25 protein-coding genes are annotated in these 25,766 nt (G+C 41.4%); 4 read left to right on the forward strand and 21 right to left on the reverse strand.

The genetic code is table 11. The annotated features are described in order from the left end of the window. The 3 genes from BKK48_RS09015 to BKK48_RS09025 all read right to left on the reverse strand — a co-directional run. The coding region (locus tag BKK48_RS09015; protein WP_279625940.1) for a POTRA domain-containing protein at window positions 1-337 on the reverse strand (337 nt) is incomplete at its 3' end. Between the two features lie 333 nt (window positions 338-670). Continuing rightward, on the reverse strand, window positions 671-1,759 hold the full coding sequence (gene rlmM / locus BKK48_RS09020; protein WP_077428009.1) for a 23S rRNA (cytidine(2498)-2'-O)-methyltransferase RlmM: 1,089 nt from the start codon (window positions 1,757-1,759) through the stop codon (window positions 671-673). Beyond that, entirely contained in the window at window positions 1,752-2,645 is an 894-nt protein-coding gene (locus tag BKK48_RS09025; protein WP_077428011.1) for a transcriptional regulator GcvA, read from the reverse strand. The genes rlmM and BKK48_RS09025 overlap by 8 nt, the downstream gene beginning before the upstream one ends. A 455-nt stretch (window positions 2,646-3,100) precedes the next feature. On the opposite strand from BKK48_RS09025, the gene BKK48_RS09030 reads away from it, so the two are divergent. Then, window positions 3,101-4,147: a branched-chain amino acid aminotransferase gene (locus BKK48_RS09030; protein ID WP_279625941.1), complete on the forward strand. Its 1,047-nt coding sequence runs from the start codon at window positions 3,101-3,103 to the stop codon at window positions 4,145-4,147. Window positions 4,148-4,307: 160 nt separating this feature from the next. Here the strand turns inward: BKK48_RS09030 and pdxT are convergent, their stop codons facing one another. Next, window positions 4,308-4,892 (reverse strand): pyridoxal 5'-phosphate synthase glutaminase subunit PdxT, encoded by a 585-nt coding sequence (pdxT, locus tag BKK48_RS09035; RefSeq protein WP_077428015.1) that lies wholly within the window; start codon window positions 4,890-4,892, stop codon window positions 4,308-4,310. 1 nt (window position 4,893) lies between these two features. Continuing rightward, a complete protein-coding gene (pdxS, locus tag BKK48_RS09040) occupies window positions 4,894-5,784 on the reverse strand; it encodes a pyridoxal 5'-phosphate synthase lyase subunit PdxS (RefSeq protein WP_077428017.1) in 891 nt (296 codons plus the stop codon). 104 nt (window positions 5,785-5,888) lie between these two features. On the opposite strand from pdxS, the gene pdxR reads away from it, so the two are divergent. Next, window positions 5,889-7,292 carry a MocR-like pyridoxine biosynthesis transcription factor PdxR gene (gene pdxR, locus BKK48_RS09045; protein WP_077428019.1) on the forward strand — a complete coding sequence of 468 codons (1,404 nt, stop codon included), beginning with the start codon at window positions 5,889-5,891 and terminating at the stop codon, window positions 7,290-7,292. Between the two features lie 144 nt (window positions 7,293-7,436). Here the strand turns inward: pdxR and purF are convergent, their stop codons facing one another. The 3 genes from purF to yfbV all read right to left on the reverse strand — a co-directional run bounded on the left by purF (window position 7,437) and on the right by yfbV (window position 9,997). Continuing rightward, complete coding sequence (purF, locus tag BKK48_RS09050; protein ID WP_077428021.1) at window positions 7,437-8,954, reverse strand: amidophosphoribosyltransferase; 1,518 nt, start codon at window positions 8,952-8,954, stop codon at window positions 7,437-7,439. 10 nt (window positions 8,955-8,964) lie between these two features. Continuing rightward, window positions 8,965-9,456 (reverse strand): CvpA family protein, encoded by a 492-nt coding sequence (locus BKK48_RS09055; protein ID WP_077428084.1) that lies wholly within the window; start codon window positions 9,454-9,456, stop codon window positions 8,965-8,967. 97 nt (window positions 9,457-9,553) lie between these two features. Then, window positions 9,554-9,997 carry a terminus macrodomain insulation protein YfbV gene (gene yfbV, locus BKK48_RS09060; protein ID WP_077428023.1) on the reverse strand — a complete coding sequence of 148 codons (444 nt, stop codon included), beginning with the start codon at window positions 9,995-9,997 and terminating at the stop codon, window positions 9,554-9,556. Window positions 9,998-10,179: 182 nt separating this feature from the next. Here yfbV and BKK48_RS09065 point away from each other — a divergent pair, with 182 nt between their 5' ends. Continuing rightward, window positions 10,180-11,427 (forward strand): acetate kinase, encoded by a 1,248-nt coding sequence (locus BKK48_RS09065; RefSeq protein WP_143538852.1) that lies wholly within the window; start codon window positions 10,180-10,182, stop codon window positions 11,425-11,427. Window positions 11,428-11,497: 70 nt separating this feature from the next. Then, window positions 11,498-13,636 (forward strand): phosphate acetyltransferase, encoded by a 2,139-nt coding sequence (pta, locus tag BKK48_RS09070; RefSeq protein WP_077428027.1) that lies wholly within the window; start codon window positions 11,498-11,500, stop codon window positions 13,634-13,636. 66 nt (window positions 13,637-13,702) lie between these two features. Here the strand turns inward: pta and rnd are convergent, their stop codons facing one another. From rnd to ccmD, 13 genes are all read right to left on the reverse strand, one after another. Further along, window positions 13,703-14,857: a ribonuclease D gene (rnd, locus tag BKK48_RS09075; RefSeq protein WP_077428029.1), complete on the reverse strand. Its 1,155-nt coding sequence runs from the start codon at window positions 14,855-14,857 to the stop codon at window positions 13,703-13,705. Between the two features lie 56 nt (window positions 14,858-14,913). After that, window positions 14,914-16,602, reverse strand: coding sequence for a long-chain-fatty-acid--CoA ligase FadD (gene fadD, locus BKK48_RS09080; protein ID WP_077428031.1), 1,689 nt, complete (start codon window positions 16,600-16,602; stop codon window positions 14,914-14,916). A 49-nt stretch (window positions 16,603-16,651) separates the two neighbouring features. Beyond that, entirely contained in the window at window positions 16,652-17,191 is a 540-nt protein-coding gene (locus tag BKK48_RS09085) for a Slp family lipoprotein (protein WP_077428033.1), read from the reverse strand. After that, on the reverse strand, window positions 17,191-17,901 hold the full coding sequence (tsaB, locus tag BKK48_RS09090) for a tRNA (adenosine(37)-N6)-threonylcarbamoyltransferase complex dimerization subunit type 1 TsaB (RefSeq protein ID WP_077428035.1): 711 nt from the start codon (window positions 17,899-17,901) through the stop codon (window positions 17,191-17,193). The genes BKK48_RS09085 and tsaB overlap by 1 nt, the downstream gene beginning before the upstream one ends. 10 nt (window positions 17,902-17,911) lie before the next feature. Then, on the reverse strand, window positions 17,912-19,822 hold the full coding sequence (gene yoaA / locus BKK48_RS09095) for a DNA repair helicase YoaA (protein ID WP_077428086.1): 1,911 nt from the start codon (window positions 19,820-19,822) through the stop codon (window positions 17,912-17,914). Window positions 19,823-19,989: 167 nt separating this feature from the next. Beyond that, window positions 19,990-20,292: a hypothetical protein gene (locus BKK48_RS09100; RefSeq protein ID WP_077428037.1), complete on the reverse strand. Its 303-nt coding sequence runs from the start codon at window positions 20,290-20,292 to the stop codon at window positions 19,990-19,992. Continuing rightward, window positions 20,289-20,861 carry a DUF8095 domain-containing protein gene (locus BKK48_RS09105; RefSeq protein WP_077428039.1) on the reverse strand — a complete coding sequence of 191 codons (573 nt, stop codon included), beginning with the start codon at window positions 20,859-20,861 and terminating at the stop codon, window positions 20,289-20,291. The genes BKK48_RS09100 and BKK48_RS09105 overlap by 4 nt, the downstream gene beginning before the upstream one ends. A 179-nt stretch (window positions 20,862-21,040) precedes the next feature. Continuing rightward, a complete protein-coding gene (gene ccmI, locus BKK48_RS09110; protein ID WP_077428041.1) occupies window positions 21,041-21,958 on the reverse strand; it encodes a c-type cytochrome biogenesis protein CcmI in 918 nt (305 codons plus the stop codon). Beyond that, window positions 21,959-22,459 carry a cytochrome c-type biogenesis protein gene (locus BKK48_RS09115; RefSeq protein ID WP_143538858.1) on the reverse strand — a complete coding sequence of 167 codons (501 nt, stop codon included), beginning with the start codon at window positions 22,457-22,459 and terminating at the stop codon, window positions 21,959-21,961. A gap of 32 nt (window positions 22,460-22,491) precedes the next feature. Beyond that, entirely contained in the window at window positions 22,492-23,037 is a 546-nt protein-coding gene (locus tag BKK48_RS09120; protein WP_077428045.1) for a DsbE family thiol:disulfide interchange protein, read from the reverse strand. Window positions 23,038-23,078: 41 nt separating this feature from the next. Next, a complete protein-coding gene (locus BKK48_RS09125) occupies window positions 23,079-25,025 on the reverse strand; it encodes a heme lyase CcmF/NrfE family subunit (RefSeq protein WP_077428047.1) in 1,947 nt (648 codons plus the stop codon). Beyond that, the gene (gene ccmE / locus BKK48_RS09130) at window positions 25,022-25,546 is read right to left on the reverse strand and encodes a cytochrome c maturation protein CcmE (protein ID WP_077428049.1); all 525 of its coding nucleotides are present in this window, start codon (window positions 25,544-25,546) and stop codon (window positions 25,022-25,024) included. Before ccmE ends, BKK48_RS09125 begins: the two co-directional genes overlap by 4 nt. After that, entirely contained in the window at window positions 25,543-25,746 is a 204-nt protein-coding gene (ccmD, locus tag BKK48_RS09135) for a heme exporter protein CcmD (protein WP_077428051.1), read from the reverse strand. The genes ccmE and ccmD overlap by 4 nt, the downstream gene beginning before the upstream one ends. Window positions 25,747-25,766 lie beyond the last annotated feature (20 nt).

A 25,766-nucleotide genomic window follows, 5' to 3' on the forward strand; every position in this document is an offset into this window, starting at 1 on the left:
CTTTTCCCGGAATGACCGTCAGCACCAACATTCCTGAACGTAAATCCTGTGGTTCAACCAGTACTCGGGTGGTGATATAACCAAAATCAATCAAGCGATTTTGAATACGGCGCAATAAAACATTAATCCCCTCTGCCCCAATACAAGCCGGTAAGGCAAAATCTCGTTCTTCATAAACTGCATTTAATGCCCAATGAAAACGACTCGGCTGGATGAGTTTTTTATTCTCGTTATTCTCATCAAAATCCGTCAATACCAATTGATGAATGGGAAAACATTGTGCCTCTTGCTGAGGAAAGCCATGGGTTTTCGTTTTTTTCGGCTTCGAATCTGACATTTGGTGATTGTACTTGCTGGGATTGGATTTCACTGTTGAGGGCTGTTTGTTGCTGTTGTTGGCGGGAAATAATCTGTTTTTCAGTCTCTGTTGGCGGACGATTCTGCACCGCTTGCACAAAAGAAGGGAAAAGAAAAAGGGTGTTTAATACTAAAAAGGAAAAAGCGGGCTTCATAAGTAAATGATTAGATTAATATTGTGGGGTAAGATACTTAAATGGAGAAAAAAATTCAAGTTTTAACAATAAAAATCATATAAAAAATAGGGAGATTTAGAGAATTTATCTTTCTCTTTCCATAAAGCCCTTTTCCTATTGAGGAAAAAGGCTTTTTCTCATTTAACGACAATATGTACGGTAATTTCTTCTCTATCGTGGTAGAGGTGTTTTGCTTGGATCTCAAAGGTCAAATTTTGCTTATTCAACATTTCGGTGAGATTTTCTAAGCATTGCATCACTTCTTGATAGCGTTTTTTCATCGGCAGTTTTAAATTAAAAATCGTTTCACGACACCAGCCGTTCACTAGCCATTTACCAATTAAATTGGCGATGCGGCTTGGCTGCTCTACCATGTCGCAAACCAACCAATCCACTTTTTTGCGTTTTGGCGGTTGAAACTTAAATCCGTCTTCCGCACAATGTTCAATACGACCGGTTTCATGCAAACTGTCTGCCATTTTTCCGTGATCCACCGCATAAACAAATAAGCCACGTTTGACTAATTGGTACGTCCAACCTCCCGGACAGGCGCCCAAATCAACGCCTACCATATTGCCATTTAAACGCTTTTCCTCTTCCTTTCTAGGAATAAAGGTCAATATCGCTTCTTCTAATTTCAAGGTAGAACGACTTGGCGCATCTGCGGGAAACTTTAAACGGGGAATCCCCATAAAATGCTCGGAATGGTTATTACTGTAAGAATAGCCCACATAGCAACTATTTGGTTTCACAAAAAAACAATGCAAAAAACAACCGCACTTTTGAGGCGTATTCGCCATTAACCAACCTTTCTTTTTCAAGGCTTGACGTAACGGCACGGTAAACTTTCTGCAAAAGGTGGAAAGGGCTTTGGATTCATTGGTATCTGCCATTTCAACAAAGAGGTTGCTTGATGACTGAAAATTTACTTGTGCTGACAAGGCTTCAAAGGCCGAAATAATCGGGCTAATACGATCGGTTGGATCAAGATTTTCCAATAGATTAGATACCACCAACATTTGACGGACAAAAATGAGCCGGTTAAAAGGCATTTTACGCGCCAAGCGATCTGCCTCATTAGGCTGATAACATTCAAAAAGCACATAGCCCGAATGTTCTTGAACTCGGGCAAACCCGACTATACCTAGGCTCGCCGCATGATCGGTTATTTCTGCCGCCACTTCTTTTTCAAAACCGGGACGACAATACAAAGCGAGTTTATTCATTTTCTTCTTTTTTTATTGCATTAATAATCCAATGGCGAAAGGCTTGGATTTGTTCATCATCAAGGCGATCAAGGTGGTTCACCACATAAAAGGATTTGGGATCGGGTAAATCCGTTGGGAAAACCACTTTCAACGATCCTTGTTCAATTTCTTGTAATGCCAGTAAGCGATTTGATAACACCACACCCTGCCCGTGGATAGCCGCCTGCAACGCCATAAAAGTATGGCTAAATAGAGGGCCTTGTTGAATATTTAATTCATCCAATGCTAGATAATCGGCCATTGCACGCCAATTATCCCGGGTATGGGTATGAATTAAAGTATGGTGTTTTAAATCTTCTTTACAATGAATGGGATTTTTTGCCAACAATGCAGGCGAGGCTAAAATCAGCAAATTCTCTTTCCCTAAGCGATCAACCTGCAAATTTTGCCAATTTCCTTTGCCATAATAAATCGCAAGGTCAATTTCTTTATTAAGCAATCCTTCATCTTGATCCAGCCCTTTTAAGCGAACCTCAATTTCAGGATAAAGGCGGTTAAACTCACTGAGATGGGGAACAAGCCATTGAATTCCAAAGGTTTGTGGCACGCCAATACTCAAGTGAGGATCGTTTTTTAAGATGAGCAACTTTTCCGTTGCCTCATTCAGTTTACGCAAAATTTTATTAATATCGATAAAATAAGCTTGACCAAATTCTGTTAACTCTAAGGCTCGATTTTTACGCTTAAATAATTCAACGCCTAAAAAATCTTCTAACAGTTTGATTTGATGACTCACCGCAGCTTGGGTCACAAAAAGTTCATCAGCCGCTTTTGTAAAGCTTAAATGCCTTGCTGCAGATTCAAAGGACTTCAGTGAATTCAAGGGGGGCAAACGTTTATACATAATGACATCCAAATAGAATTTTTTATTGATACTCGGTGGGCTTTTATTCGAATTACTTTTTTTTATTCGTCAAATAAAAAAACATCACTTGTTCTTCTTATCGCCACTTCCTAAAATGCACCCATACTTAATGATTGGTAATTCCTTATCTAGTTAATGAGTTTCGGACTTAAGTATGATGTTGTGTTTGCATAGAGTTCGGGAAACCGAACTTGAGTAACAAAATAAGTTACTCATTTACTTCCTGTATTCTTTAAACCGTTTGGTTAAACGCTACCCTTTGGGTGGCGTTTTTTTATGCCTGATTCTAACACACTTCTTTTCTTTCTTCTTTCACTTTTATGAGATTGAAATTCCGTCCTTTAAATTTTGAGAAATCACAAAAAATTTCTGTTTTAAGGTTTAAATGCTCAAAATAATGATGTAGATTAGACAGCATTTCATCCAAACAAGAAATAAAGGGAAGCAAAATGAAAGACTTAGATTGGCATAATTTGGGTTTTAACTATATTAAAACCGACTATCGTTTTATTGCTCATTGGAAAAATGGTCAATGGGATGAAGGAAAACTAACCACAGATAATACGTTACATATTCACGAAGGTTCAACCGCACTTCATTACGGTCAGCAATGTTTTGAAGGCTTAAAAGCCTACCGTTGTAAAGACGGTTCAATTAACTTATTCCGTCCTGACGAAAATGCAAAACGTATGCAACACACCGCAGACCGTCTTTTAATGCCACAAGTCCCTACGGAATTATTCATTCGAGCTTGCAAAGAAGTTGTCAAAGCAAATGAACAATGGGTAGGCCCTTATGGTTCAGGAGCAACCTTATATTTAAGACCATTCCTTATTGGTGTGGGGGAAAATATTGGTGTGAAAGCTGCACCGGAATTTATTTTCTCGGTGTTCTGTTGTCCGGTTGGAGCTTATTTTAAAGGTGGCCTAACGCCTTCTAATTTCATCACCACCGAGTACGACCGTGCTGCTCCAATGGGCACAGGCGGTGTGAAAGTGGGGGGAAACTATGCAGCGAGCTTACTGCCTCATGAATTAGCCGTGGAACAAGGAACAGCAGAAAGAAAATTTGCCGATGCCATTTATCTTGATCCGAAAACCCATACTAAAATTGAAGAAGTCGGTGCCGCAAATTTCTTTGGCATTACCAAAGACAACAAATTTATTACACCAATATCGGAATCTATCCTACCAAGTATCACAAAATATTCCTTACTCTATATTGCGAAAGAACGTTTGGGAATGGAAGCCATTGAGGGAGATGTGTATATCGATCAACTTGATCAATTTGCCGAAGCCGGAGCCTGTGGAACTGCTGCAGTGATTTCACCGGTGGGCGGTATTCAACACAAAGACAAATTCCATGTTTTCTATTCAGAAACGGAAGTCGGCCCGGTTACCCGTAAACTTTATGATGAACTCACCGGTATTCAATTCGGTGATATTGAAGCCCCGGAAGGCTGGATTGTAAAAGTGGAATAATAAGAGAAATTCTCCCTAATGGGAATTGAAGTTAGCTTTGAAGTAAGCTGACCTAAACAAGAAAAAATATTAAATAAAAGGACTAAGTTTCTAGATTTAACAGAACTTAGTCCTTCTTTTCATTTAATAAGTGCGTTTTAGCAATGAAGAAATCTTTTTCTTAGCGTAACATCCCAAGAAATAATTCCATAACTGCCGTATTTGCTGTCAACTCCGGATGAAAAGCACAAGCAAGCAAATTATCTTGCCTTGCTAATACCGTATTTCCGTCAAACTCAGCCAGACTTTCCACCTTTTCCCTATTAAAATTCACAATATAGGGGGCTCGAATAAAAACGGCAGGAAAAGTGTCTGCTAAACCACTTACCGCAAGATCAGTCTGAAAACTGTCCACTTGTCGGCCAAAGGCATTACGTTGCACTTCAATATCCATCAGCCCCAAATGCACTGTTGGATCATCTTTAAGCTGTTTTGCTAATAAAATCATGCCGGCACAAGTCCCCAATATGCCTTTTCCTTGTGCGTGGAAAGTTTTAATGGCTTCAAATAAGCCATTTTTTCGCATTAACTTACCTATTGCTGTGCTTTCGCCACCGGGTAAAACCAAGCCATCGCAGAGAGTTAAATCCTCCGGATTTTTCACCATCATTGACTTAGCACCAAGCTGTTCAATTTGCAAGCAATGTTCACTCACAGCCCCCTGTAATGCCAATACGCCAACGGTTAAATTTGCATAACTTTTCATTTTACCAACCACGATCTTGCATTCTTTCTGCGGCAGATAATCGTGAAATTTCAATGCCTTTCATGGCTTCACCTAAATCTTCCGATAAGCGGGCTATCAAATCATAGTCTTGGTAATGGGTGGTGGCTTCAACAATAGCCCGTGCAAATTTTTCCGGGTTTTCTGATTTAAAAATCCCCGATCCGACAAAGACGCCATCAGCCCCTAATTCCATCATTAACGCCGCATCTGCCGGTGTAGCGACACCACCTGCTGCAAAATTTACCACCGGTAATTTTCCTAAGTTTTTGATTTGTAATAATAACTCAAAAGGTGCACCAAGATTTTTTGCCTCTGTCATTAACTCATCATGGCTCATGGCAACAACTTTACGCACCTGTGCATTCACTTTCCGTATATGGCGAACGGCTTCAACGATATTGCCTGTTCCCGGTTCACCTTTTGTTCTCAACATGGAGGCCCCTTCACCAATACGGCGTAGTGCTTCACCCAAATCACGGCAACCACAAACAAAAGGAACCTTATATTCACTTTTGAGTAGATGAAATTCTTCATCCGCGGGGGTTAATACTTCACTTTCATCAATATAATCAACCCCCATGGCTTCCAACACTCTGGCTTCTGTGATATGCCCAATTCGTGCTTTTGCCATTACAGGAATAGAAACGGCATTCATTACCTCTTTAATAATTTTCGGGTTCGCCATTCTTGCCACCCCACCTGCAGCACGAATATCAGAAGGTACACGCTCTAATGCCATCACTGCCACTGCGCCTGCGGCTTCTGCAATGCGTGCTTGCTCGGCATTGATCACATCCATAATCACGCCGCCCTTTTGCATTTGCGCCATACCCCGTTTTACCACCTCTGAACCTGTTATTGTGTACGTCATGTTGTTTCTCCTTTATTAGTATTGATAAAAAAACCACTGGCATTTTGCACAAGAACAGATATGATTAAAAGTGTCAATTTTGGATAAAATGATGAGGTCAGATAATGCAAAAAATTGCCTATCATCTGGATAAAAACGCCACACTCCCCCTCTACGAACAGCTTTACCAAAAAATTAAACAAGCCATTCACCAGCAGGAATTAAGCATTGGCGATAAACTCCCTTCTAAACGCAAGCTTTGCCAACATTTGCGCATTAGTCAAAACACCGTAGAAAATGCCTACGCCCAACTGATTGCAGAAGGTTATATCGACGCTCAACCAAGACGGGGATTTTATGTTTGTTTCCAATCGGAATTCACCTTCCCCCAATCTCCTCCTCCAGTGCAGAGCAAGCATCAGAATTTACCGATGAATGATAAGCAGATTGACTTTAATCCCAATCGCATTGACACTCAGCATTTTCCCTTTCAGCAATGGAAAAAAAGCGGTCAAATGCTTTACCAGAGCTCACAGCAACATTTATTAACCCTCAATGACCCACTGGGTGATCTCAATTTACGTCAACAAATTGCACATTACCTTTCGGCTTCAAGAGGAATTCATTGTCAAGCAGAACATATAATGATTGGTGCCGGTTTTGAATACTGTATTCAGCATTTAATTTTACTTTTTAACCAGCTCTATCCTCATCAACCTCTTAATTATGCGATAGAAGATTATGGCTATCCTAAAGTAGAAAAAATATTAACCCTTTATCAAAAAAATCGGATCAAACTTCCTCTTAATCCGCAATATCAATTAGATTTAACTTTCTTAGCAAAACAAAAGATCAATATCGCTTATATTACGCCCTCTAACTTATATCCCTTTGGCGAAATTATTCCTATCTCGCAACGGCAAACCTTGTTGGAATGGGCAAATGAACAATCCGATCGATTTATTATTGAAGATGATTACGACAGCGAATTTCGTTATAAAGGCAAACCGATCCCGGCATTAAAAAGCCTTGATCAGCATAACAAAGTGATTTACTTAGGGTCGTTTTCTAAACTACTTATGCCTTCGTTACGTATTACCTTTATGGTATTGCCCCCGCAACTATTTGCCTTTTATCAGCAATATTGTGCTTGTTTCCACTGTCCGATTTCTCGTTTTGAGCAACAAAGATTGGCAACCTTTATTCAGCAAGGCTATTTTGAAAAACACATTCATCGCATGCGCAAAATCTATCGGAAAAAAATGGAACTGCTTTGCCAATTATTAGCCCCCTATAAAAAGCATATCCGATATTATGGGGAAAATTCCGGATTTCATTTACTCATCGAATTACTCAATGAATCTCGTTCATTGGATGAATTAGTGGGTTTAGCCAAACAAAAAGAAATAATTATTTACCCGGTTTATTATCAGAAAAGAACACTCTTTAGCTTGGGATTTGGACATTTATCTGAGCAATCATTGATAGAGGGCATCAATCATCTCTTGAAAATTTGGATAAAAGCGTAACTTCGGCGTGCCGGTGAGCGATTTTATTTTGTCGCCAGCCTGTTATTTGAAAGATGGGTAGTATTTAGCCATAAAAAAATCTGCACCTAATCCGTTAGGTTAAATCCAACTTTTAGCCTGCAGATTTCTTGTTAGCGGGCGGTCTTATCGTTCATTATGAATTTCTAAATTCGTGGCATCTTTTTCACGTTTCTTCTTCGCAAAATCATTACGTTGTGAAGCGATGCTGTCTAAATATTGCGGTGTAATATCGCCCGTGATGTATTCCCCGGTAAAGACTGAACAATCAAACCCTTTAATCGCTGGATTTTCTTGTTGAACCGACTCCGTTAAAGCATGAAGATCTTGGAAAATCAGCTTATCTACACCAATTAATTTCGCAATTTCCTCCACACTGCGACCATAAGCAATGAGTTCGTTTTTTGTCGGCATATCAATACCATAGACATTCGGATAACGAATTTCCGGAGCGGCGGAAGCAAAGTAAATTTTCTTAGCGCCGGCGGCTCGTGCCATTTCGACAATTTGTTCCGATGTCGTACCACGAACAATAGAATCGTCTACCAACAACACATTTTTATCTTTAAATTCCGCTTTAATGGTGTTGAGTTTGCGGCGAACAGAGCTAATACGTTGGGCTTGTCCCGGCATAATAAAAGTGCGTCCCACATAGCGGTTTTTCACAAAACCTTGTCGATAAGGTTTATTCAACACGTTAGAAATTTGCAAGGCGATATCTGTTGAGGTTTCCGGCACGGGAATAACCACGTCAATATTATCCAATTCCTCTTTCCATTCTTCAGCAATTTTTTGACCTAAACGCTCGCCCATGTGAACACGGGCCGCATAAACGGAAACGCCATCCATAATGGAATCAGGACGGGCAAAATAGACATATTCAAAAATACAAGGATTTAATACCGCACTTTCAGCACATTGTCGGGCATAAAGTTCCCCCTCGAAGGTCACATAAATGGCTTCTCCCGGTGCAACATCACGGACAAAATCATAGCCTGCCACATCCAAAGCAACGGTTTCAGAGGCAAACATATATTCCGTTTTGCCATTTTCTTCACGCTGTCCTAATACCAGCGGACGAATACCGAAAGGATCACGGAATGCCACCATGCCATGTCCAATGATCATTGCAAGACAAGCATAAGCGCCACGGACATCTTTATGGGTTTTACTTACCGCATAAAAAATATCCTGAGGATCTAAATGGTCTTGTGGAATATTATCAAGGTGATTGGCAAAAATGTTTAAAAGCAGTTCGGAGTCAGAATTGGTATTCACATGGCGGCGGGCTGTTTTAAAGACTTTTTCTTTCAACTCAGCCGAATTGGTGAGATTACCATTATGAACCAAGGTGACCCCATAGGGTGAATTGACATAAAAAGGTTGTGCTTCCGAAACACTTGAACTCCCTGCGGTGGGATAACGCACATGTCCCATACCTGCATTACCTTGCAAGCGTAGCATATGCTCATGTCTAAAGACATCGCTGACTAACCCATTGGCTTTACGCAAACGAAAGCGATTTTCATCGTCTACTGTTACGATCCCTGCGGCATCTTGTCCGCGATGTTGTAGCAACATTAATGCTGCATAAATAGATTCATTAACCGGACTTTGGCTCACAATACCGAGGACACCACACATTTCATAATCCTTATTGACTAAATGTTGAATTTAAGAAACTGGAGCTTGCTTGAAGCTGTTGGAAAAACCATTCAATAATAAACCCAAAGTGTGGAATCAAGGTTGATGATTTCCACCAATCGGTTTGTTCAAAATTCGTGAAGGTATCCAAGAAAAATAAGATCGCTGCAACAATTAATGCACCACGCAATAAACCAAATGCCGCACCTAATACACGATCGGTGCCGGTTAGCCCGGTTTTATCTACCAATTGTGCAATTACAAAATTAACAATCCCCCCCACAATTAATGTCAGCACAAACAAAATGCCAATCGCCGTCCCGTTTCGCACATACATTGATTCAATTTGTGTTAAATAACTGGCGAGATAAGGATAAAACTGGCTTGCCACGATAAATGCAACCACCCAACTGGCAAGTGATAAAACTTCACGAACAAAGCCTCGGAGTAAACTGACAAGAATAGAAAAAGCGATAATGCCAATAATAATGTAATCGATCATGAAAAAATCTCTCAATAAAAAGAGCTGCATAAAGCAGCCTGCGTATTCTACAAAAAATAAAGCAAAAAAGAAAACGTTTGCGTAAGATTAATTTTGGCTAAATTTCTTGCCAAAATGAAGGAGCTAACCGTTGCTCCGCTTTCCTTAAAACTTCAGCCAAGTTTTGATATTTGGGGCTTCCCTCAACGATCGGTATAGGCTCATGGATCTTTTTTAGACGTTCACAAATGTCATAAAACCAAACCGCACTTTGCCCGCTTAAAGGGGTTTCGGCACGTTTGCCCAACCAGTATAGCCCTTGTAGGGGAAGTGCCAATGCAAAAAGTGCGGTCAAAATTGCACTCGATAATGCCATCATTTCCTGCTTGGCATAAAGTTGCTGCCACACCACCGCAAACACGGCAATTAACGGCATGGTTTTTTGCGCAAAATCGGTGGCTTTTATAATGCGGTTTTCAGGGAAAATCATGCCCAATTTAGCCTCTTTTGGCCAAGTTTTGAGATAAATCTGCCCCTGTTTCAAAATAGAAAAAAACGACATAAAACTCCCTTAAAAATAACCGCACTTATCATACTCCAGTTCGCCTATGATTTCTATCTCATCAAATAGAGGTAGATTTCACTTTTCTTTGATTGAAGTCAGATTTTTTCTTTCACGATGAATTTATTTTATGAAATAAAAGGTGTATTCTATAGCCGTTTGGTTTGTTCATCACATAACCAATGTGTGAACAAATTTTTATCAACTTTCAATCTATAAATAGGTTTCTTATGTCAAAACTTGTTCTTATCCTTAACTGTGGTAGCTCATCATTAAAATTCTCAATTCTTGATCCCCTTTCAGGCGATGAAAAATTATCAGGTTTAGCTGAAGCCTTCTATTTACCGGAAGCGCGTATTAAATGGAAATTGCACGGTGAAAAAGGACAAGCCGATTTAGGTGCGGGTGCCTCTCACGCAGAAGCATTAAATTTCATTGTTGAAAATATTTTTACCAAAGATCCTGAATTACAAAATAGCATTTCTGCTATTGGTCACCGTATCGTTCACGGTGGCGAGAAATTTACTCAATCTGCATTAATTACCGATGAAGTTGTCCGTGAAATTGAAAATGCAATCCAATTTGCCCCATTACACAACCCGGCGCATTTAATCGGTATTCGTGAAGCGTTCAAATTATTCCCTGCATTAAAAGATAAAAATGTGGCCGTATTCGATACCGCTTTCCATCAAACCATGCCGGAAGAAGCTTATTTATATGCATTGCCTTATTCTTTATACAAAGATCATGGCGTTCGCCGTTATGGTGCTCATGGTACAAGCCACTACTATGTCAGCCGTGAAGCAGCAAAACGTTTAGGGGTGCCAGAAGATAAAGTCAATGTGATTACTTGTCATTTAGGCAATGGTGCTTCCGTGGCGGCGATTCGCCATGGTGAATGTATTGATACCTCAATGGGATTAACCCCATTAGAAGGATTAGTGATGGGAACACGTTCCGGTGATCTCGATCCTGCAATCATTTTCTACATGCATAAAACCTTAGGTATGTCTGTTGAAGAAATCGAAACAACATTAACCAAAAAATCCGGTCTTTTAGGTTTAACCGAAATCACTAGCGACTGCCGTTATGCCGAAGATAACTATGACAGTGAAGTTCCGGCCAAACGTGCATTAAATGTATTCTGTTATCGTTTAGCAAAATACATCGGTTCTTATATGGCGGTGATTGGCGAACGTTTAGATGCCATCGTATTCACCGGCGGTATTGGTGAAAACTCTGCGCATGTGCGTGAAATTACTTTAGATCACTTAAAACTGTTCGGTTACCGAATTGATGAAGAACGTAACCTTGCTGCACGTTTTGGTAATGAAGGGGTTATCACCAAAGACGGTTCACCACTTGCTATGGTTATCCCAACTAACGAAGAATTAGTCATTGCACAAGATACTGCAAAACTTTGTTTCTAATTTAACTTAATCACAAACTGCCGAATTTTCCGGCAGTTTTTCTTTACAACTCAATCAATTAAGGTTTGTTATGTCTCGTACCATTATCCTTATCCCAATCAGCGCAGGTGTGGGTTTAACCAGTGTCAGCCTTGGTTTAATTCAATCTCTTGAACAAAAAGGCGCAAAAGTCGGTTTTATGAAACCGATTTCTCAGCCAAATTCAGGTGAGGATCAATTAGATCGCACCACCTCTATCGTGCGTACCAGCACCAATTTGGAAACTGCCGAGCCTTTTATGCTCAGCGTAGCGGAATCCTTGATCGGTCAAAATCAATCTGACGTATTATTAGAAAAAATTGTTGAAAATCATCAACAGCTTTCAAAGAATAACGAAATTGTGGTAGTTGAAGGGTTAATTCCAACCCGTAAACATACTTATGCCAATAGCATTAACTATGAAATTGCCCAAGCCTTAGATGCCGAAATCATTTTAGTGGCCGCACCGGCGACAGAAACACCGGTGGCATTGAAAGAGCGTGTAGAAGCAGCTGCCTCATTGTTCGGCGGAAAACACAACCCGAATTTATTGGGTGTGGTGGTGAATAAATTTAATGCACCGATTGATGAATCCGGCCGTACCCGCCCTGATCTCACAGAAATTTTCGACTCTTTCCAACACAGCCATAACAGTGAAGCGGAATTAACAAAACTCTTCGCCAAAAGCGCTATCAAACTGCTTGCCTGCGTACCTTGGTCTGCCGATTTAATTGCCACCCGTGCTATTGATCTGGTCAAACACTTAGGGGCGGCGATTATTAATGAAGGTGATATCAACCGCCGTATTCGTGGCATTACGTTCTGTGCAAGAAGCCTACCGAATATGGTGGAACATTTCCGTGCAGGCAGTCTGTTAGTGGTTTCTGCCGATCGCCCTGATGTGATTGTCGCCTCTGCGCTGGCAGCATCAAATGGTGTCGAAATTGGCGGGATGTTATTAACCGGTGGTTACAAAATTGATGCGCAAATTAATAAACTTTGCCAACATGTTTTTGAAACCACAAAATTACCGATTTTCCGTATTGAAGGAAACACCTGGCAAACGGCATTAAACCTACAAAGTTTCAATCTTGAAGTACCGGTTGATGATAAAGAACGCATTGAAAACATTAAAAGCTATATGAGCGCACAATTCGATGCCGAATTTATCAACAGTTTAGTCGCAGGCTCTACCCGTTTACGCCGTTTATCCCCGCCAGCATTCCGTTTCCAATTAACCGAATTAGCCCGGGCGGCGAAAAAACGTATCGTTCTTCCTGAAGGAGATGAGCCTCGTACCATTAAAGCCGCTGCGCTTTGTGCTGAGCGTGGTATTGCAGAATGTGTCTTATTAGCCGATCCGGCCTCTGTTCAACGTGTCGCTGAAGCACAAGGTGTGGAATTAGGCAAAGGCATCACCATCATCAACCCGGCGGATGTGCGTGAAAATTATGTAGCACGTCTAGTTGAGCTTCGCAAAGCGAAAGGCATGACAGAAACCGCTGCTCGTGAACAATTGGAAGACACCGTTGTACTGGGTACGATGATGTTAGAAGCCAACGAAGTGGATGGTTTAGTTTCAGGTGCAGTGCATACCACAGCCAATACCATTCGCCCACCGATGCAAATTATTAAAACCGCACCGGGTAGCTCCATTGTTTCATCTATCTTCTTTATGTTGTTACCGGATCAAGTATTAGTCTATGGTGACTGTGCGGTAAACCCGGATCCGAATGCCGAGCAACTGGCTGAAATTGCTATTCAATCTGCAGATTCTGCGAAAGCCTTTGGTATTGATCCGAAAGTAGCGATGATTTCTTATTCTACCGGTACTTCAGGCAGTGGTGCGGATGTCGAAAAAGTGAAAGAAGCCACCCGCATTGCAAAAGAGAAACGTCCGGATTTATTGATTGACGGCCCATTACAATATGATGCCGCAGTGATGGAAGATGTGGCACGCTCTAAAGCACCAAATTCACCGGTTGCCGGTAAAGCCACCGTTTTCGTCTTCCCGGATTTGAATACAGGGAATACCACCTATAAAGCGGTGCAACGTTCGGCTGATTTAGTATCAATCGGCCCAATGCTCCAAGGTATGCGTAAACCGGTTAATGACCTCTCTCGTGGTGCATTAGTCGATGATATTGTCTATACCATTGCATTAACTGCAATCCAAGCGACACAAAACTAATCGCTATCATAAATAACAATGACCGCACCTTGATTAACCAAAGTGCGGTCATTTTTTTATGATTTTTTAACTGTCAATCGATTTCAACAGTGTCAAAAGCTGTAAGCCGATTTCTCTACGCCACCCAACCAACAAATCCGGTAATTTCTCTTGCGATTCATTGTGTAGCCAAGCCCATTTGATTAACGCTTCTAAACTCCGTTTACTGGCTAAAATTTCTAAGGTTAAGCCTTGTGGGGTGAGTTCATAGGCCTTTTCTTGCAAAAGACGAAGGGCTTTCTTATAACGGGGATCATCAACAATACGCACAATCCGCTTCGGATAATCATAAGGCGAAATGCGGCGTGCCTGGGCTAAAAGTTGTAACATTTTCTTTCCACGCACCCTCACCTCATTATTAGACAGTCCCATTTCAAGCATTTCAGAGGTATTGCGTGGATTATGTTTGGCGACTTTCCATAAACTCTCGGATTTCACCACATAAGAAAGGGCAAGATCCCGCTCTATCGCCACATCTTGTCGCCATTTTGCCAACACTTTTAAGCGAGCCAGCTCTAACGGGTTTAATTTCCAAACATTTGGAATATCCAAATAGGCTTTTTCTCCCTCTCTATCCTGCAATTTTTTCGTTTTACTTAATGCCATCGCACAATCAGACTGTACGGCATTCAACCAAAGGGTTGTCGATAATTCCTTTTGCAAACACTGATAAATCGGTAATAAATAATATACATCACCGGCGGCATAATGTAATTGCGTTTCAGAAAGAGGGCGTTTCATCCAATTGGTTCTTGTCGCCCCTTTATCAACCTCGGTATTTAAATATTTCAAGGCCAATTTTGCCAGCCCCACAGAATTTCCTAACCCTAAGAAACGGGCCATAATTTGGGTATCGATCATCGGTTGCGGTAATTGATCGAATTCCTGTAGAAAAACCAGAAGATCTTCACTACAAGCATGAAGAATTTTCAGTACTTTGCTATCTGCAAGTAAGGCAATAAAAGGCGAAAAATCCGTAATGGTTAAAGGGTCGATTAAGGAAATCTGCTCGCCGTCATAAAGCTGAATAAGCCCTAGTTTAGGGAAATAAGTAGAAACACGCACAAATTCCGTATCTAACGCCACGGCACTTTTTTGGCGAGCTAAGTGGCAACAATCCGCCAGTGATTGATTGTTTGTAATGAGAGAAAAGTGCGGTTGATTTTCATATGATTTCATCATGACCTCTCTTCAAAAATAAAAATGGGATATTGCTATCCCATAATACATGATGTGGCTTAATCTTTGCTGCGTTTGGCAAGTTCTTCATCTCGTAGCACCCGGCGTAAAATTTTTCCCACATTGGTTTTAGGAAGCGCCTCTCGAAATTCGATTTCTTTTGGCACTTTGTAACCGGTCAAATGCTGGCGACAATGCTGACGCAACTCATCACGGGTTAAACTTTCATCTTTTTTCACCACAAAAATTTTAATGGTTTCTCCCGACACCTCATTCGGCACGCCAATCGCCACCACTTCGGACACTTTATAATTTAGCATCACGACATCTTCAATTTCATTCGGGTAAACATTGAAACCCGACACTAAAATCATATCCTTTTTACGATCAACAATGCGTAAATTATAGCTCTCATCCATAATGACAATATCGCCGGTGGCCATCCAACCGTCTTTAAGCACTTCCTGCGTGGCTTCAGGGCGTTGCCAATAGCCTTGCATCACCTGTTCGCCTTTTACCCAAAGCTCGCCCGGTTCGCCAATCTCAGCTTCGCTTCCGTCTTCTTTGATAATCTTAATATCCGTATTGGGTACGGGTACGCCAATGGTGCCATTGTGTTTCACCACATTGATCGGGCAAGCGGCAATAAGCGGGGAACATTCAGTCATCCCATAGCCCTCAATAATGCTACAACCGGTTAATTCATGCCAGCGGGTTGCCACGGATTGCTGCACCGCCATTCCGCCTCCCACGGATAACTTTAACGCTGAAAAATCGACTTCTTTGAAATTTTCATTATTTAATAAGGCATTAAATAAGGTATTCACGCCGGTAATGGCATGGAAAGGGTATTTTTTCAATTCTTTTACAAAGCCGTCAATATCTCTCGGATTGGTAATCAAAATCGCCGTGATCCCAAGTTCCACAAACAGCAAACAATTCACCGTTAAGGCAAAAACGTGATAAAGCGGTAAGGCAAGGATTGCAGTTCTTTGTCGGCTATTGTCCCCTAAAAACGGGTCGGCAATCCATTTTGCTTGAAACACATTAGTAATAATATTGCCGTGGGTGAGCATCGCCCCTTTCGCCACACCGGTTGTTCCGCCGGTATATTGTAAAAAGGCTAAATCTTCCCGCTCCACTTGTGGACGCACATATTGACGATATTTTCCAATGCTCAGCACCTCACGAAAGGTTACCGCATGGGGTAACTTATATTTTGGCACTAATTTTTTGACATATTTCACAATGAAATTAACAAGAGTCCGTTTACCAAAGGAAAGTTGATCGCCCATTCGGGTTAAAATCACATGTTTAATATTGGTATTAAAGACAATTTTCTCGAGAGTGGAAGCAAAATTTGACACCACCACAATGGTGGTTGCACCGCTATCTTGTAATTGGTGTTCTAATTCTCGTGGGGTGTAAAGCGGATTGACATTCACCACAATTAGCCCTGCTCGTAATACCCCAAATAAGGCGATAGGATATTGCAATAAATTTGGCATCATCAACGCAACACGATCACCCCGTTTTAATTTCAGTTCATTTTGCAAATAAGCGGCAAAGGCACGGCTTCGTTCTTCTAATTTTCTGAAGGTTAACACCTGCCCCATATTAATATAAGCAGGGCGATCGGGATGCTCGCGTATTGCCTTTTCAAACATATCTAAGATCGAGGCATATTTTGATGTATCTAATTCCGTCGGAACGCCCTCCGGATAATTTTGAAACCAAATTTTTTCCATTTTTTATCCTTTCTTATGATCATAAGGAAAAGCGGGGGGATTCTATCACCTAATACAAATAATAGCGAATTTGTGGGGGATAAAACCAATCATAGCGCCAGTAATAACCTCGATTAAATCGCCAATCGTCATCATAATCCGGATAATAATCGACCCCAATTTTCCACAAGCGATAATTTTTCACTTTCACTACGGGATAAACATAGTCTGCCTGATCAACCTTGCCTACCTGCTGTTTTTTTAATATCCCGCCCAGCGTAATATATTGGTTTTTTAAGATTTCAGGATCGATAAATCCCTCAAGATAGGCGATAAATCGCCCATTACTTTGGGCTTCCATAAGCGGCTTTGCATTCCATGAGGCAACCGGAAAACTTAAAATTTCAAGTTCTGTTTGGTTTTCTAATGCCTTGGCATGAATGATTTTGCCCCCTAAACGAATAGGGTGACAAGCACAGGCATAATCCTTCGGTTGAATTTGGGTTAAATCTGTTCGGGTAAAATTTTCTGCCTCAAGCCCTTTCGGAGCGGTAACGCAAGCCGTTAATCCTAAAAGTGCGGTGAAAAATAACGTTATTTTCTTAAGCATTATTCCCTCCCGGGTAATTTTTTCCATGCGACGGTATTGCGTAAATAAACGGGTTCAATCTCCAATGCGGAAATGGCTTTCCCCTGTTGCCAATCATTGATCGCAAGAGGCAACATCGATAAAGCACAAGGCAATTTAATTTCTGACCCTTTTTTTCCTTGCTGAGAAAATAGCTCATAGGCCCGCCAACCGGTTCCCACTAAAAAATCCTCTCCATCCCCCATTTGCGCCAAGGCTTGCGATGGCGAGCAAACTTGCTCAGGAACAATCGGCAGCCAATCAAAAAACTCACCCAAATTTGACCGCACTTTTTGACGTTGAAGGCGACAAAAATACACTTCATCCATTCTTGCATCAATGGCAGCGGCAACCTGCTCGACTTGATATTGCTCAAATGCCGCCTGTGCCATTGCCGTTAAATTAGAAATAGGCAATACAGGTAAATCTGCGCCTAATGCCAATCCTTGTGCCACGCTGCAGCCTACACGTACCCCGGTGAAACTCCCCGGCCCCCGCCCAAATGCCAAGGCATCCAGTTGACTCAGGCGAATGCCCGATTGCGCTAAAATGTCATCCACCATCGGCAAAATACGTTGGGTATGAGTACGTTGTGCCAATTCATTGATGACGGTTTTTTCCCCTTTATAATAAAGTGCAACGGAACAGGCTTCCGTTGAGGTATCCAATGCAAGTAAGGTTAAATGATCCATTCTCTTTCCATTAAATTGTTTTTAAAAATTCAATCACTTTCGTTAAATCTCTTGTCCGCTTTGCTTGTGGCAGACTTTGTAAAAAAATTTGTCCATAAGGACGCATCACTAAGCGATTATCACAAATCATCACCACACCTCGATCGCTAACATCCCGAATTAATCGCCCTACCCCTTGTTTTAAGGTAATCACCGCTTCCGGAATTTGGATATCATTGAAAGGCTCCCCACCTTGCAAACGGCAATCCTCAATACGGGCTTTTAATAGCGGTTCATCGGGCGAGGTAAAAGGCAGTTTATCAATAATCACAAGGGATAACGCATCGCCACGCACATCAACCCCTTCCCAAAAGCTGGATGTTGCCACCAATACGCTGTGTTCTTCGTTGATAAATTGTGATAAAAGGGCGGTTTTTGAGCTTTCTCCCTGTAATAAAACAGAGAGTTGGCTCTGTTCACGAAAATACTCCGCAAGACTTCGCATCATCGAATAAGAGGTGCAAAGCACAAAACAACGTCCTTGGTTGGCTTCGATCACAGGCAACAGCATCTTTCCCAATTCTGCTTGTGTATTCGCACGATTGGTAGGGGGCAAATAGCGGGGCACGCAAAGCAGCGCTTGATCCGCATAATTAAAGGGGCTTTGCAAAATCAGTTGTTGGGCATTTTCGATACCAAGCCGATGACAAAAATAATCAAATTTCCCGCCCACTTCTAAGGTGGCGGAAGTAAAGATCCAAGCCGCTTGTTTGGCTTTTAATTGCTCACCAAATTTATCCGCAACCGTCAAAGGCGTGATATGCAAAGCAAACTGGCGGGCAAAGGTTTCATACCAGTAGCAATAACCGGTACGTTCCGTTTCAAGTAACCGTTGTAAATGGGCTTTCAGGTTTTCTGCCCGTTCAAAAAGGTGATCCAAATTTTGCGAGCGACCTAATGCTAATTTCATCACTTCAGTTAAAAAAGCCAATTTTTCAACCAAAATTTGATAGGCTTTTTCTACCGCCGGTTGTCTGAATATTTCACGCCAATTTCCACGTTGGTTTCCCTCGCCCAATAACAGGCGAAAATCCTGTACGATTTTTTGTAGGTTGTCTGCAGCATTGCCAAGCTGTTTCAGATCTTTTAATTCTGTGCGATAGACAATATGGATATCTTTACAAAGGTCAAAAAATTGGCGGGAACTGACCGATTGTCCAAAATATTGGCTTGCAATATCCGGCAATTGGTGAGCTTCATCAAAAATAATATTTTCCGCCTGTGGAATAAGCTCACCAAAACCCGTTTCTTTTACCGCCATATCCGCAAAAAATAAATGATGATTCACCACCACCACATCGGCTTGCAATGCCTTTTTACGGGCAAGCGCCACATAGCAATCCCCATAATTCGGGCAATCTGTTCCTAAACAACTTTCTGCCGTACTGGTTAATTGAGATAAAATCGGGCTGTCTTCTGCAAGATCGGGACATTCCGATAAATCGCCGGTTTGCGTTGAGGTGTTCCATTGACGCACTTTAAATAAATCTGCCAATACGGATTTATCGCCTAACACGCCTTGTGCAATAAGCTGTTCTAAACGCTCTAAACATAAATAATTTGCCCGACCTTTCAATAAGGCGGTTTTGCCGGTGTAATTAAGGGCTTGCTTGATGGTTGGCAGGTCTCGTTTAAACAGTTGATCCTGTAAATTTTTAGACCCTGTTGAAATGATCGTTTTTTTACCGGAAAGCAAGGCAGGAGCAAGATAAGCAAAGGTTTTACCGGTACCGGTTCCGGCATCTACCACTAATGATGTTTTCTCTGCTAAAGCCCCTTCCACCGCAATAGCCATTTCCAATTGTGCTGCTCGTGGACGAAAATCTTTAATCTGTTGTGTTAATGCGCCATTTTCAGCAAAAACATCAATTACCTTAGCCATAATATGAATCATTCCCTCTTATGTTGCCGTAGTGTAGCAAAATTAGGGAAGGGATTAAATCAACCCAGGATAAAATGAAATAAAAATTGACCGCACTTTAAATGACATAGCAGGCTTTCCCTATAAAAAATGCTCATCAAAAGATGAGCATTTCTTCATCAATTATATTACCAATGGTGGTGATGATATCCCCGATAATAACCAAAACCCACGCTAGGGACGATGGCAACCGGCGCCCGTTGATATTTCACTTTTTGAACGCTATCGCTGGCATTCATTTTGATTGGATCATCCATTTCATTGGCGACCCTTGCTTTTTGCGCTGCGCTAACGGTTCTTCCTGAAGCAACCTGTGCCTGATATTCTTGTACCGTTTTCATATCATAAATACCACTATCTTGTGAGGTGGGTTGCTGAGCGCTACAAGCCATCAAAAAGAAGGCCGGCAGTGTGATAAATAATTTTTTCATTTTTTACCCGGTTTACAAATTGTTTTATCTAAAAGTTCTTTTCCACTATAAACGTTATCCTTAACGATATCTTTTGTCTTCGTCATTTCCCGTTGACGAATTTCCTGCTCCAATTGCGGATTTTTAATTGCATAAACCGGGACATATTGCATATTATCCGAACCACGTTCCCGATAAATTGATGCACCGGTAATGCCACCATAATATTGGCTGTCATCGCCTTGGTTGATATAGTGATTGGTAAAATTGGTAAAATCCACCCCGTAATCGCCGTCAAACCCTCTACAAATACCGGCTGCAGATAAATAAACACTGCGTGAGGCCGATTCTTCATTCACCGTATAAACCTCAAACTCAATGCTGTTTCCCAAATCTTTCGCATCTTGCGTTGAGGTATCCGGTGCTAAAGTGCGCTGCTCCGTCATTTCCACATAACGCACCACATTAGAATGGATACGCCCATCCGTTTCATCGGCTACCCTCTCGGCACTAACATGAGCGGAAAGAGAAGAAAACAACAAAATCGAAAGAGATAAAAAATAATCTTTTAATTGTTTACGATGATACATATGGCTTCCCTTCATCATCTGTAATACTCAATAAGTTATACCGATAAATCATATCGGCATATTTTGGGCAAGTTTACTTTATTTGGGTTAATTCATCAACTTGGAAAAATTCCCCCTCCACTGATTTCGATTTCTCTTTCCTTTATAGATAATACTTAGGGTGTCAATTTAAAGACTGACTAATTTTTATTCGGTGTAATGCTTTTTGATTTTTCTTCCTGCTGGCTTTCTAAAGCATCTCGTGCTGCCCGAATACTTTTTTCAATCAATGGGATACGTTCATCATCTTTTGGCATTAAGCGTAGCATCATCGCCCACGTCACCGCTGCCATTTTATAATCTTCCGTTTCAAAATAACGAAATGCCAGCAAACTGAGGGCTTCAATATTGCTATGATCCTGACGAATGACCTCACGCAATAAATCGCCCCCTTTGAGTTTATCGGTGGCATCATCAGAAAACATTAATACCCGTGCATAACCTAATTTATATTGCACATTTTCCGGCTCAAGCTGATTGGCTTTCTGATAGCTATCAAAGGCTAAACGGGCATTGCCCAAATTCATTCCGATTTGTCCCAGTAACCACCATTTTTTCGCATCGGTTGGATTGTTTTGTAAATCAATACGAAGTGCGGTAGAAAATTGTTGCATTTCCTCATCAGAAAGCGGATGGGTATTTTCTTCTTTTATGCGCTCATAAAAATAAGGCAATTTTTCATAAGTTTGCGTGAGCATAGATTCTGCCTGCCAAGAACCCACCATAAAATAGCTGGTACCGGCAACAATCCCCATTGCTAAAAGGCCGCATGCAAACCAAATTTTCCCGTAAGATGTTGCTTCTTCTTTGCTTTTTTCTTCTTGATGAGGCACATCATCCAATAAATTTTTTTGTAATTCTTGTTTGAGCACACCTAAATTTTCCACCAATCCCTGTGCATTATCTTGCTCAATTTCTTGCAGGCGTGAAAAATACAAGGCTTTATTGAGTTCATCACGATTCTGTCCATCTCTTACTTTAAATTGGCGTAACAAAGGATAAAAACAAATCAATGCCACAACCAATGTCAGCAGAAGGAAGCTTACTAACAAATTCATTTAGTTATCCTTTTGTTTTAGTAATTCTGTCAAACGGGTATTTTCTTCTTCCGTTAAACCCGGCTCAGAGGCTTTCACAAATTGGGCTTTCGGTTTGCGTTTTAACAAGAAGAAAAGACCAAATAACACCGAGAGTAAAGGGGCTATCCATAAAATTAAGGTGCTTTTCGTCATCGGTGGATCATAGGTAACAAAGTGGCCATAGCGTGCCACCATGTAGTCCACAATCTCTTCTTTCGATTTCCCCTCTTTGAGCAAATCAAACACTTTTGTACGCATATCTACCGCAATGCTTGCATTGGAATCGGCAATGTTATTATTTTGACATTGAGGACAACGCAAGGATTGGGTGAGTTGATGGTAATCTGTTTCTTGTGCCGTTGAACTAAAATTTAACGCATCAATCGCCGAAAATGCCAAGCTACTGAACAAAAGTGCGGTCAAAAAAAACAGCGTTTTTTGAACCTTGCTTCTGACAACATTAACAAAGCCATCAATCATCATTTCCAACATGCTAAACACCCGTTTTTTCATTATTGTTGCTCCGAGAGTTTGTCATAAATCGGCTTTAAGGTTTCTGTCCAGACTTTTTCATTCACATCTCCCGCTAAACGGTAATGAATAATACCTTTACCATCCACAATAAAGGTTTCCGGTGCACCATATACCCCTAAATCTAAACCGAAAGATCCTTTTTCATCTTTCAATACCACCTGATAAGGATTGCCCAAATCTTTCAGCCATTTTATCGCCTTGGAAGATTCATCTTTATAATCCAAACCAATAATGATTACGCCCTGTTGAGCGAGTTTATTTAAAAATTGATGTTCGGCATAACAGGTCGGACACCAAGTCGCCCACACATTTAACAACAAGGGCTTGCCCTGTTGAAACAATGTCTTATCGTAAGTTTTGTTGTCAAAAAGATCTGTTAGCGCCTTCTCCGGAACCGGTTTTCCAACTAAAGCCGATTCTAAGGCTTTAATATCCTCACCTTGTGCATTGCGATTCAATTGCACTAAAAAGGCCACTGCCACAATTAAAAAGAGAACAAGAGGAATAAATAATTTCTTTTTCATTTTCTACCGCACTTTTAATGAGTACAACCTGCACTCAATGATTATTTTTTCAGTAATAAACCAAACCGATAACGGCGATCAAACATACACAATAATCCGCCTAATGCCATAAATAGTCCGCCGATCCAAATCCAACGGATAAAAGGCTTGTAATATAAACGCAGCGCCCAAGAATGATCATCCAATTTTTCACCTAACGCCACATAGAGATCCCGTGTTAATCCGCCATTAATGGCCGCCTCCGTCATGGACATTCGGCTTACAGTATAAAAGCGTTTTTCAGCAAATAAGGTGCCTTCCGGTTTACCGTCTTTGGTAATGTCAATTTGTGCTTTTCCCCCAATATAATTTGGGCCATTGGCATCACTTACCCCGACAAATTTGAAATCATAATGCCCAATTTGCGCCGAATCCCCCACGGTCATACGAACATCACGTTCTACACTGAAATTTTGGCTAAAGGCAATGCCCCATACTGTCATCGCCACGCCTAAATGTGCTAATACCATTCCCCAATGAGAACGGGAAAGTTTACGAATACCGACAAAAAAGCGTTCTCGATGGGTGGCTCGTTGTTGCAGTTCATAAAGCGCCAACAATACGATGATAACCGTCATCATCGCCCCCAGCACGGCGCTTACGGTGATCTTATCTTGCAACAGATAAGGCAAAGCAAAGCCAGCAATCGCCATCACAATCAGGCTGATAATCACAGGGGTGCGGATTGCCGAAAATTGATCCCTACGCCATTTTACAAGGGGGCCAATTCCTAATAAGAGAGCAAATGGCGTCATTATCACCAAAAACATTTGATCAAAAAACGGTGCACCAATAGAAATCGTGCCTAAGCCAAGTTGTTTATGCACAAGCGGCAGTAATGTGCCTAAAAACACCACACAAAGTGCGGTCATTAAAAGGATATTATTTAACAACAACAGGGTTTCACGGGAATATCGCTCTGCATTATCTCGAGAGCGAATTTGGTTACCCTTATAAGCATAAAGCGCCAAAGAGCCCCCAATCACCACCACCAAATAAGCCAAAATATAAAGCCCACGGGTCGGGTCAGAGGCAAAGGCGTGAACGGATACCAAAATTCCTGAACGCACTAAAAATGTGCCAAGCAAACAAAGGGAAAATGCCAAAATCGCGAGCAATACCGTCCAAGCTTTAAACGCCCCCCGTTTTTCGGTCACCGCAAGGGAGTGAATTAACGCCGTACCGGCTAACCAAGGCATAAAAGAGGAATTTTCAACGGGATCCCAAAACCACCAGCCTCCCCAGCCAAGTTCGTAATAAGCCCACCAAGAACCCAATACAATCCCGAGCGTTAAAAATACCCAAGCTGCCATCGTCCAAGGTCGTGACCAACGAGCCCAAGCAGAATCCAGTTTACCTGTCATCAGTGAAGCAATCGCAAAGGCAAAGGCGACAGAAAAGCCCACATAGCCCATATAAAGCAATGGAGGATGAAAAATTAACCCAATATCCTGCAACATCGGATTTAATTCTTTACCATCTACCGGGAAATCAGGAAAGGTTCGAGTAAAGGGATTGGAAGTGAACAACACAAACAACACAAAGCCTACACTAATGATTCCCATAATCCCCAATACACGGGCTACTGCCTCTTGAGGCAAATGTTTACTGAATAATGCCACTGCGGCAGACCATAGAGTTAAAAGCCAAATCCAAAGCAATAGTGAACCTTCGTGCGATCCCCAAACGGCAGAAAGTCGATAATAAATGGGCAGCGTACTATTAGAATTATTCACCACATATTGCACAGTAAAATCATTGACGGCAAATAAGTAAAATAACGCAACAAAGGCAATCGTTAGACCGGCAAATAACCCGTAGGTCATTGGACGAGCCAATGCCATTAATCGCACATTGCCTTTTTCTGCTCCCCATAAAGGGAAAATAGCCAACATAAGCGACACCCCAAGGCTTAGGGCAAGCGCATAATTTCCTATTTCAGCAATCATTTCCCGCCTTCTTGTTTTTCTTGATGATCACGAGCGCTTTCGCCTTTTAGATCGGAAGCATTAACCCCCATTGGCTGATGCACTTTTTGCATTTTTTCACCCAATTCAGGCGGCACATAGTTTTCATCGTGTTTTGCCAATACTTCTGTTGCCGTTAATACAGTGGGTTCAGTCAACACACCTTGTGCCACAATACCCTGCCCTTCACGGAATAAATCCGGCAAAATCCCTTCATATTCCACTGTAATTGCAGGGCCAATATCATTTAAGTCAAAGCGTACTTTTAGGCTTTTCGGATCACGCTCCACCGTGCCTTCAACCACCATTCCCCCCACTCGGATACGTTGTCCCACTTCCGGTTTTTGGTTTGGATTATTCTCTTTTCCTTGAAGTACTTCAGAAGGGGTATAAAACAAATCAATATTTTGGCGTAATGCATACAACATTAACCCACTGGCAATAGCGATGCCAAGTACCACAAAAGTTATGATTTTAAGTCGAGATTTACGTCTTGGGTTCATAATAAGTTTCCTTTATTGACTTGTTTTAAGCGTGCCTCACGTTGTGTTTCACGTTGAACATTTCGTAATACGCTTTTTCGTTGTTTAATACTTTGTATAATTAACGCCACAATAGCGATAAAACTGATCCCATAAGAGAGCCACACATAAAAACCGTAGCCGCCCATATTGAAAAAATCACTCCAAGTTTGAAAAAACATTGCTATTCCTGCCTCTTTTT

Origin of the sequence: Rodentibacter heidelbergensis (genome assembly GCF_002000125.1) — a bacterium.
GTDB lineage: Bacteria > Pseudomonadota > Gammaproteobacteria > Enterobacterales > Pasteurellaceae > Rodentibacter > Rodentibacter heidelbergensis.

Bases quoted from the DNA above. Each gene is read 5' to 3' on its own strand.
- rlmM (WP_077428009.1), bottom strand. From the start codon at position 1,759: ATGAATAAACTCGCTTTGTATTGTCGTCCCGGTTTTGAAAAAGAAGTG.
- BKK48_RS09025 (WP_077428011.1), bottom strand. From the start codon at position 2,645: ATGTATAAACGTTTGCCCCCCTTGAATTCACTGAAGTCCTTTGAATCT.
- pdxT (WP_077428015.1), bottom strand. From the start codon at position 4,892: ATGAAAAGTTATGCAAATTTAACCGTTGGCGTATTGGCATTACAGGGG.
- pdxS (WP_077428017.1), bottom strand. From the start codon at position 5,784: ATGACGTACACAATAACAGGTTCAGAGGTGGTAAAACGGGGTATGGCG.
- pdxR (WP_077428019.1), top strand. From the start codon at position 5,889: ATGCAAAAAATTGCCTATCATCTGGATAAAAACGCCACACTCCCCCTC.
- purF (WP_077428021.1), bottom strand. From the start codon at position 8,954: ATGTGTGGTGTCCTCGGTATTGTGAGCCAAAGTCCGGTTAATGAATCT.
- BKK48_RS09055 (WP_077428084.1), bottom strand. From the start codon at position 9,456: ATGATCGATTACATTATTATTGGCATTATCGCTTTTTCTATTCTTGTC.
- yfbV (WP_077428023.1), bottom strand. From the start codon at position 9,997: ATGTCGTTTTTTTCTATTTTGAAACAGGGGCAGATTTATCTCAAAACT.
- BKK48_RS09065 (WP_143538852.1), top strand. From the start codon at position 10,180: ATGTGTGAACAAATTTTTATCAACTTTCAATCTATAAATAGGTTTCTT.
- pta (WP_077428027.1), top strand. From the start codon at position 11,498: ATGTCTCGTACCATTATCCTTATCCCAATCAGCGCAGGTGTGGGTTTA.
- rnd (WP_077428029.1), bottom strand. From the start codon at position 14,857: ATGATGAAATCATATGAAAATCAACCGCACTTTTCTCTCATTACAAAC.
- fadD (WP_077428031.1), bottom strand. From the start codon at position 16,602: ATGGAAAAAATTTGGTTTCAAAATTATCCGGAGGGCGTTCCGACGGAA.
- BKK48_RS09085 (WP_077428033.1), bottom strand. From the start codon at position 17,191: ATGCTTAAGAAAATAACGTTATTTTTCACCGCACTTTTAGGATTAACG.
- tsaB (WP_077428035.1), bottom strand. From the start codon at position 17,901: ATGGATCATTTAACCTTACTTGCATTGGATACCTCAACGGAAGCCTGT.
- yoaA (WP_077428086.1), bottom strand. From the start codon at position 19,822: ATGGCTAAGGTAATTGATGTTTTTGCTGAAAATGGCGCATTAACACAA.
- BKK48_RS09100 (WP_077428037.1), bottom strand. From the start codon at position 20,292: ATGAAAAAATTATTTATCACACTGCCGGCCTTCTTTTTGATGGCTTGT.
- BKK48_RS09105 (WP_077428039.1), bottom strand. From the start codon at position 20,861: ATGTATCATCGTAAACAATTAAAAGATTATTTTTTATCTCTTTCGATT.
- ccmI (WP_077428041.1), bottom strand. From the start codon at position 21,958: ATGAATTTGTTAGTAAGCTTCCTTCTGCTGACATTGGTTGTGGCATTG.
- BKK48_RS09115 (WP_143538858.1), bottom strand. From the start codon at position 22,459: ATGATTGATGGCTTTGTTAATGTTGTCAGAAGCAAGGTTCAAAAAACG.
- BKK48_RS09120 (WP_077428045.1), bottom strand. From the start codon at position 23,037: ATGAAAAAGAAATTATTTATTCCTCTTGTTCTCTTTTTAATTGTGGCA.
- BKK48_RS09125 (WP_077428047.1), bottom strand. From the start codon at position 25,025: ATGATTGCTGAAATAGGAAATTATGCGCTTGCCCTAAGCCTTGGGGTG.
- ccmE (WP_077428049.1), bottom strand. From the start codon at position 25,546: ATGAACCCAAGACGTAAATCTCGACTTAAAATCATAACTTTTGTGGTA.
- ccmD (WP_077428051.1), bottom strand. From the start codon at position 25,746: ATGTTTTTTCAAACTTGGAGTGATTTTTTCAATATGGGCGGCTACGGT.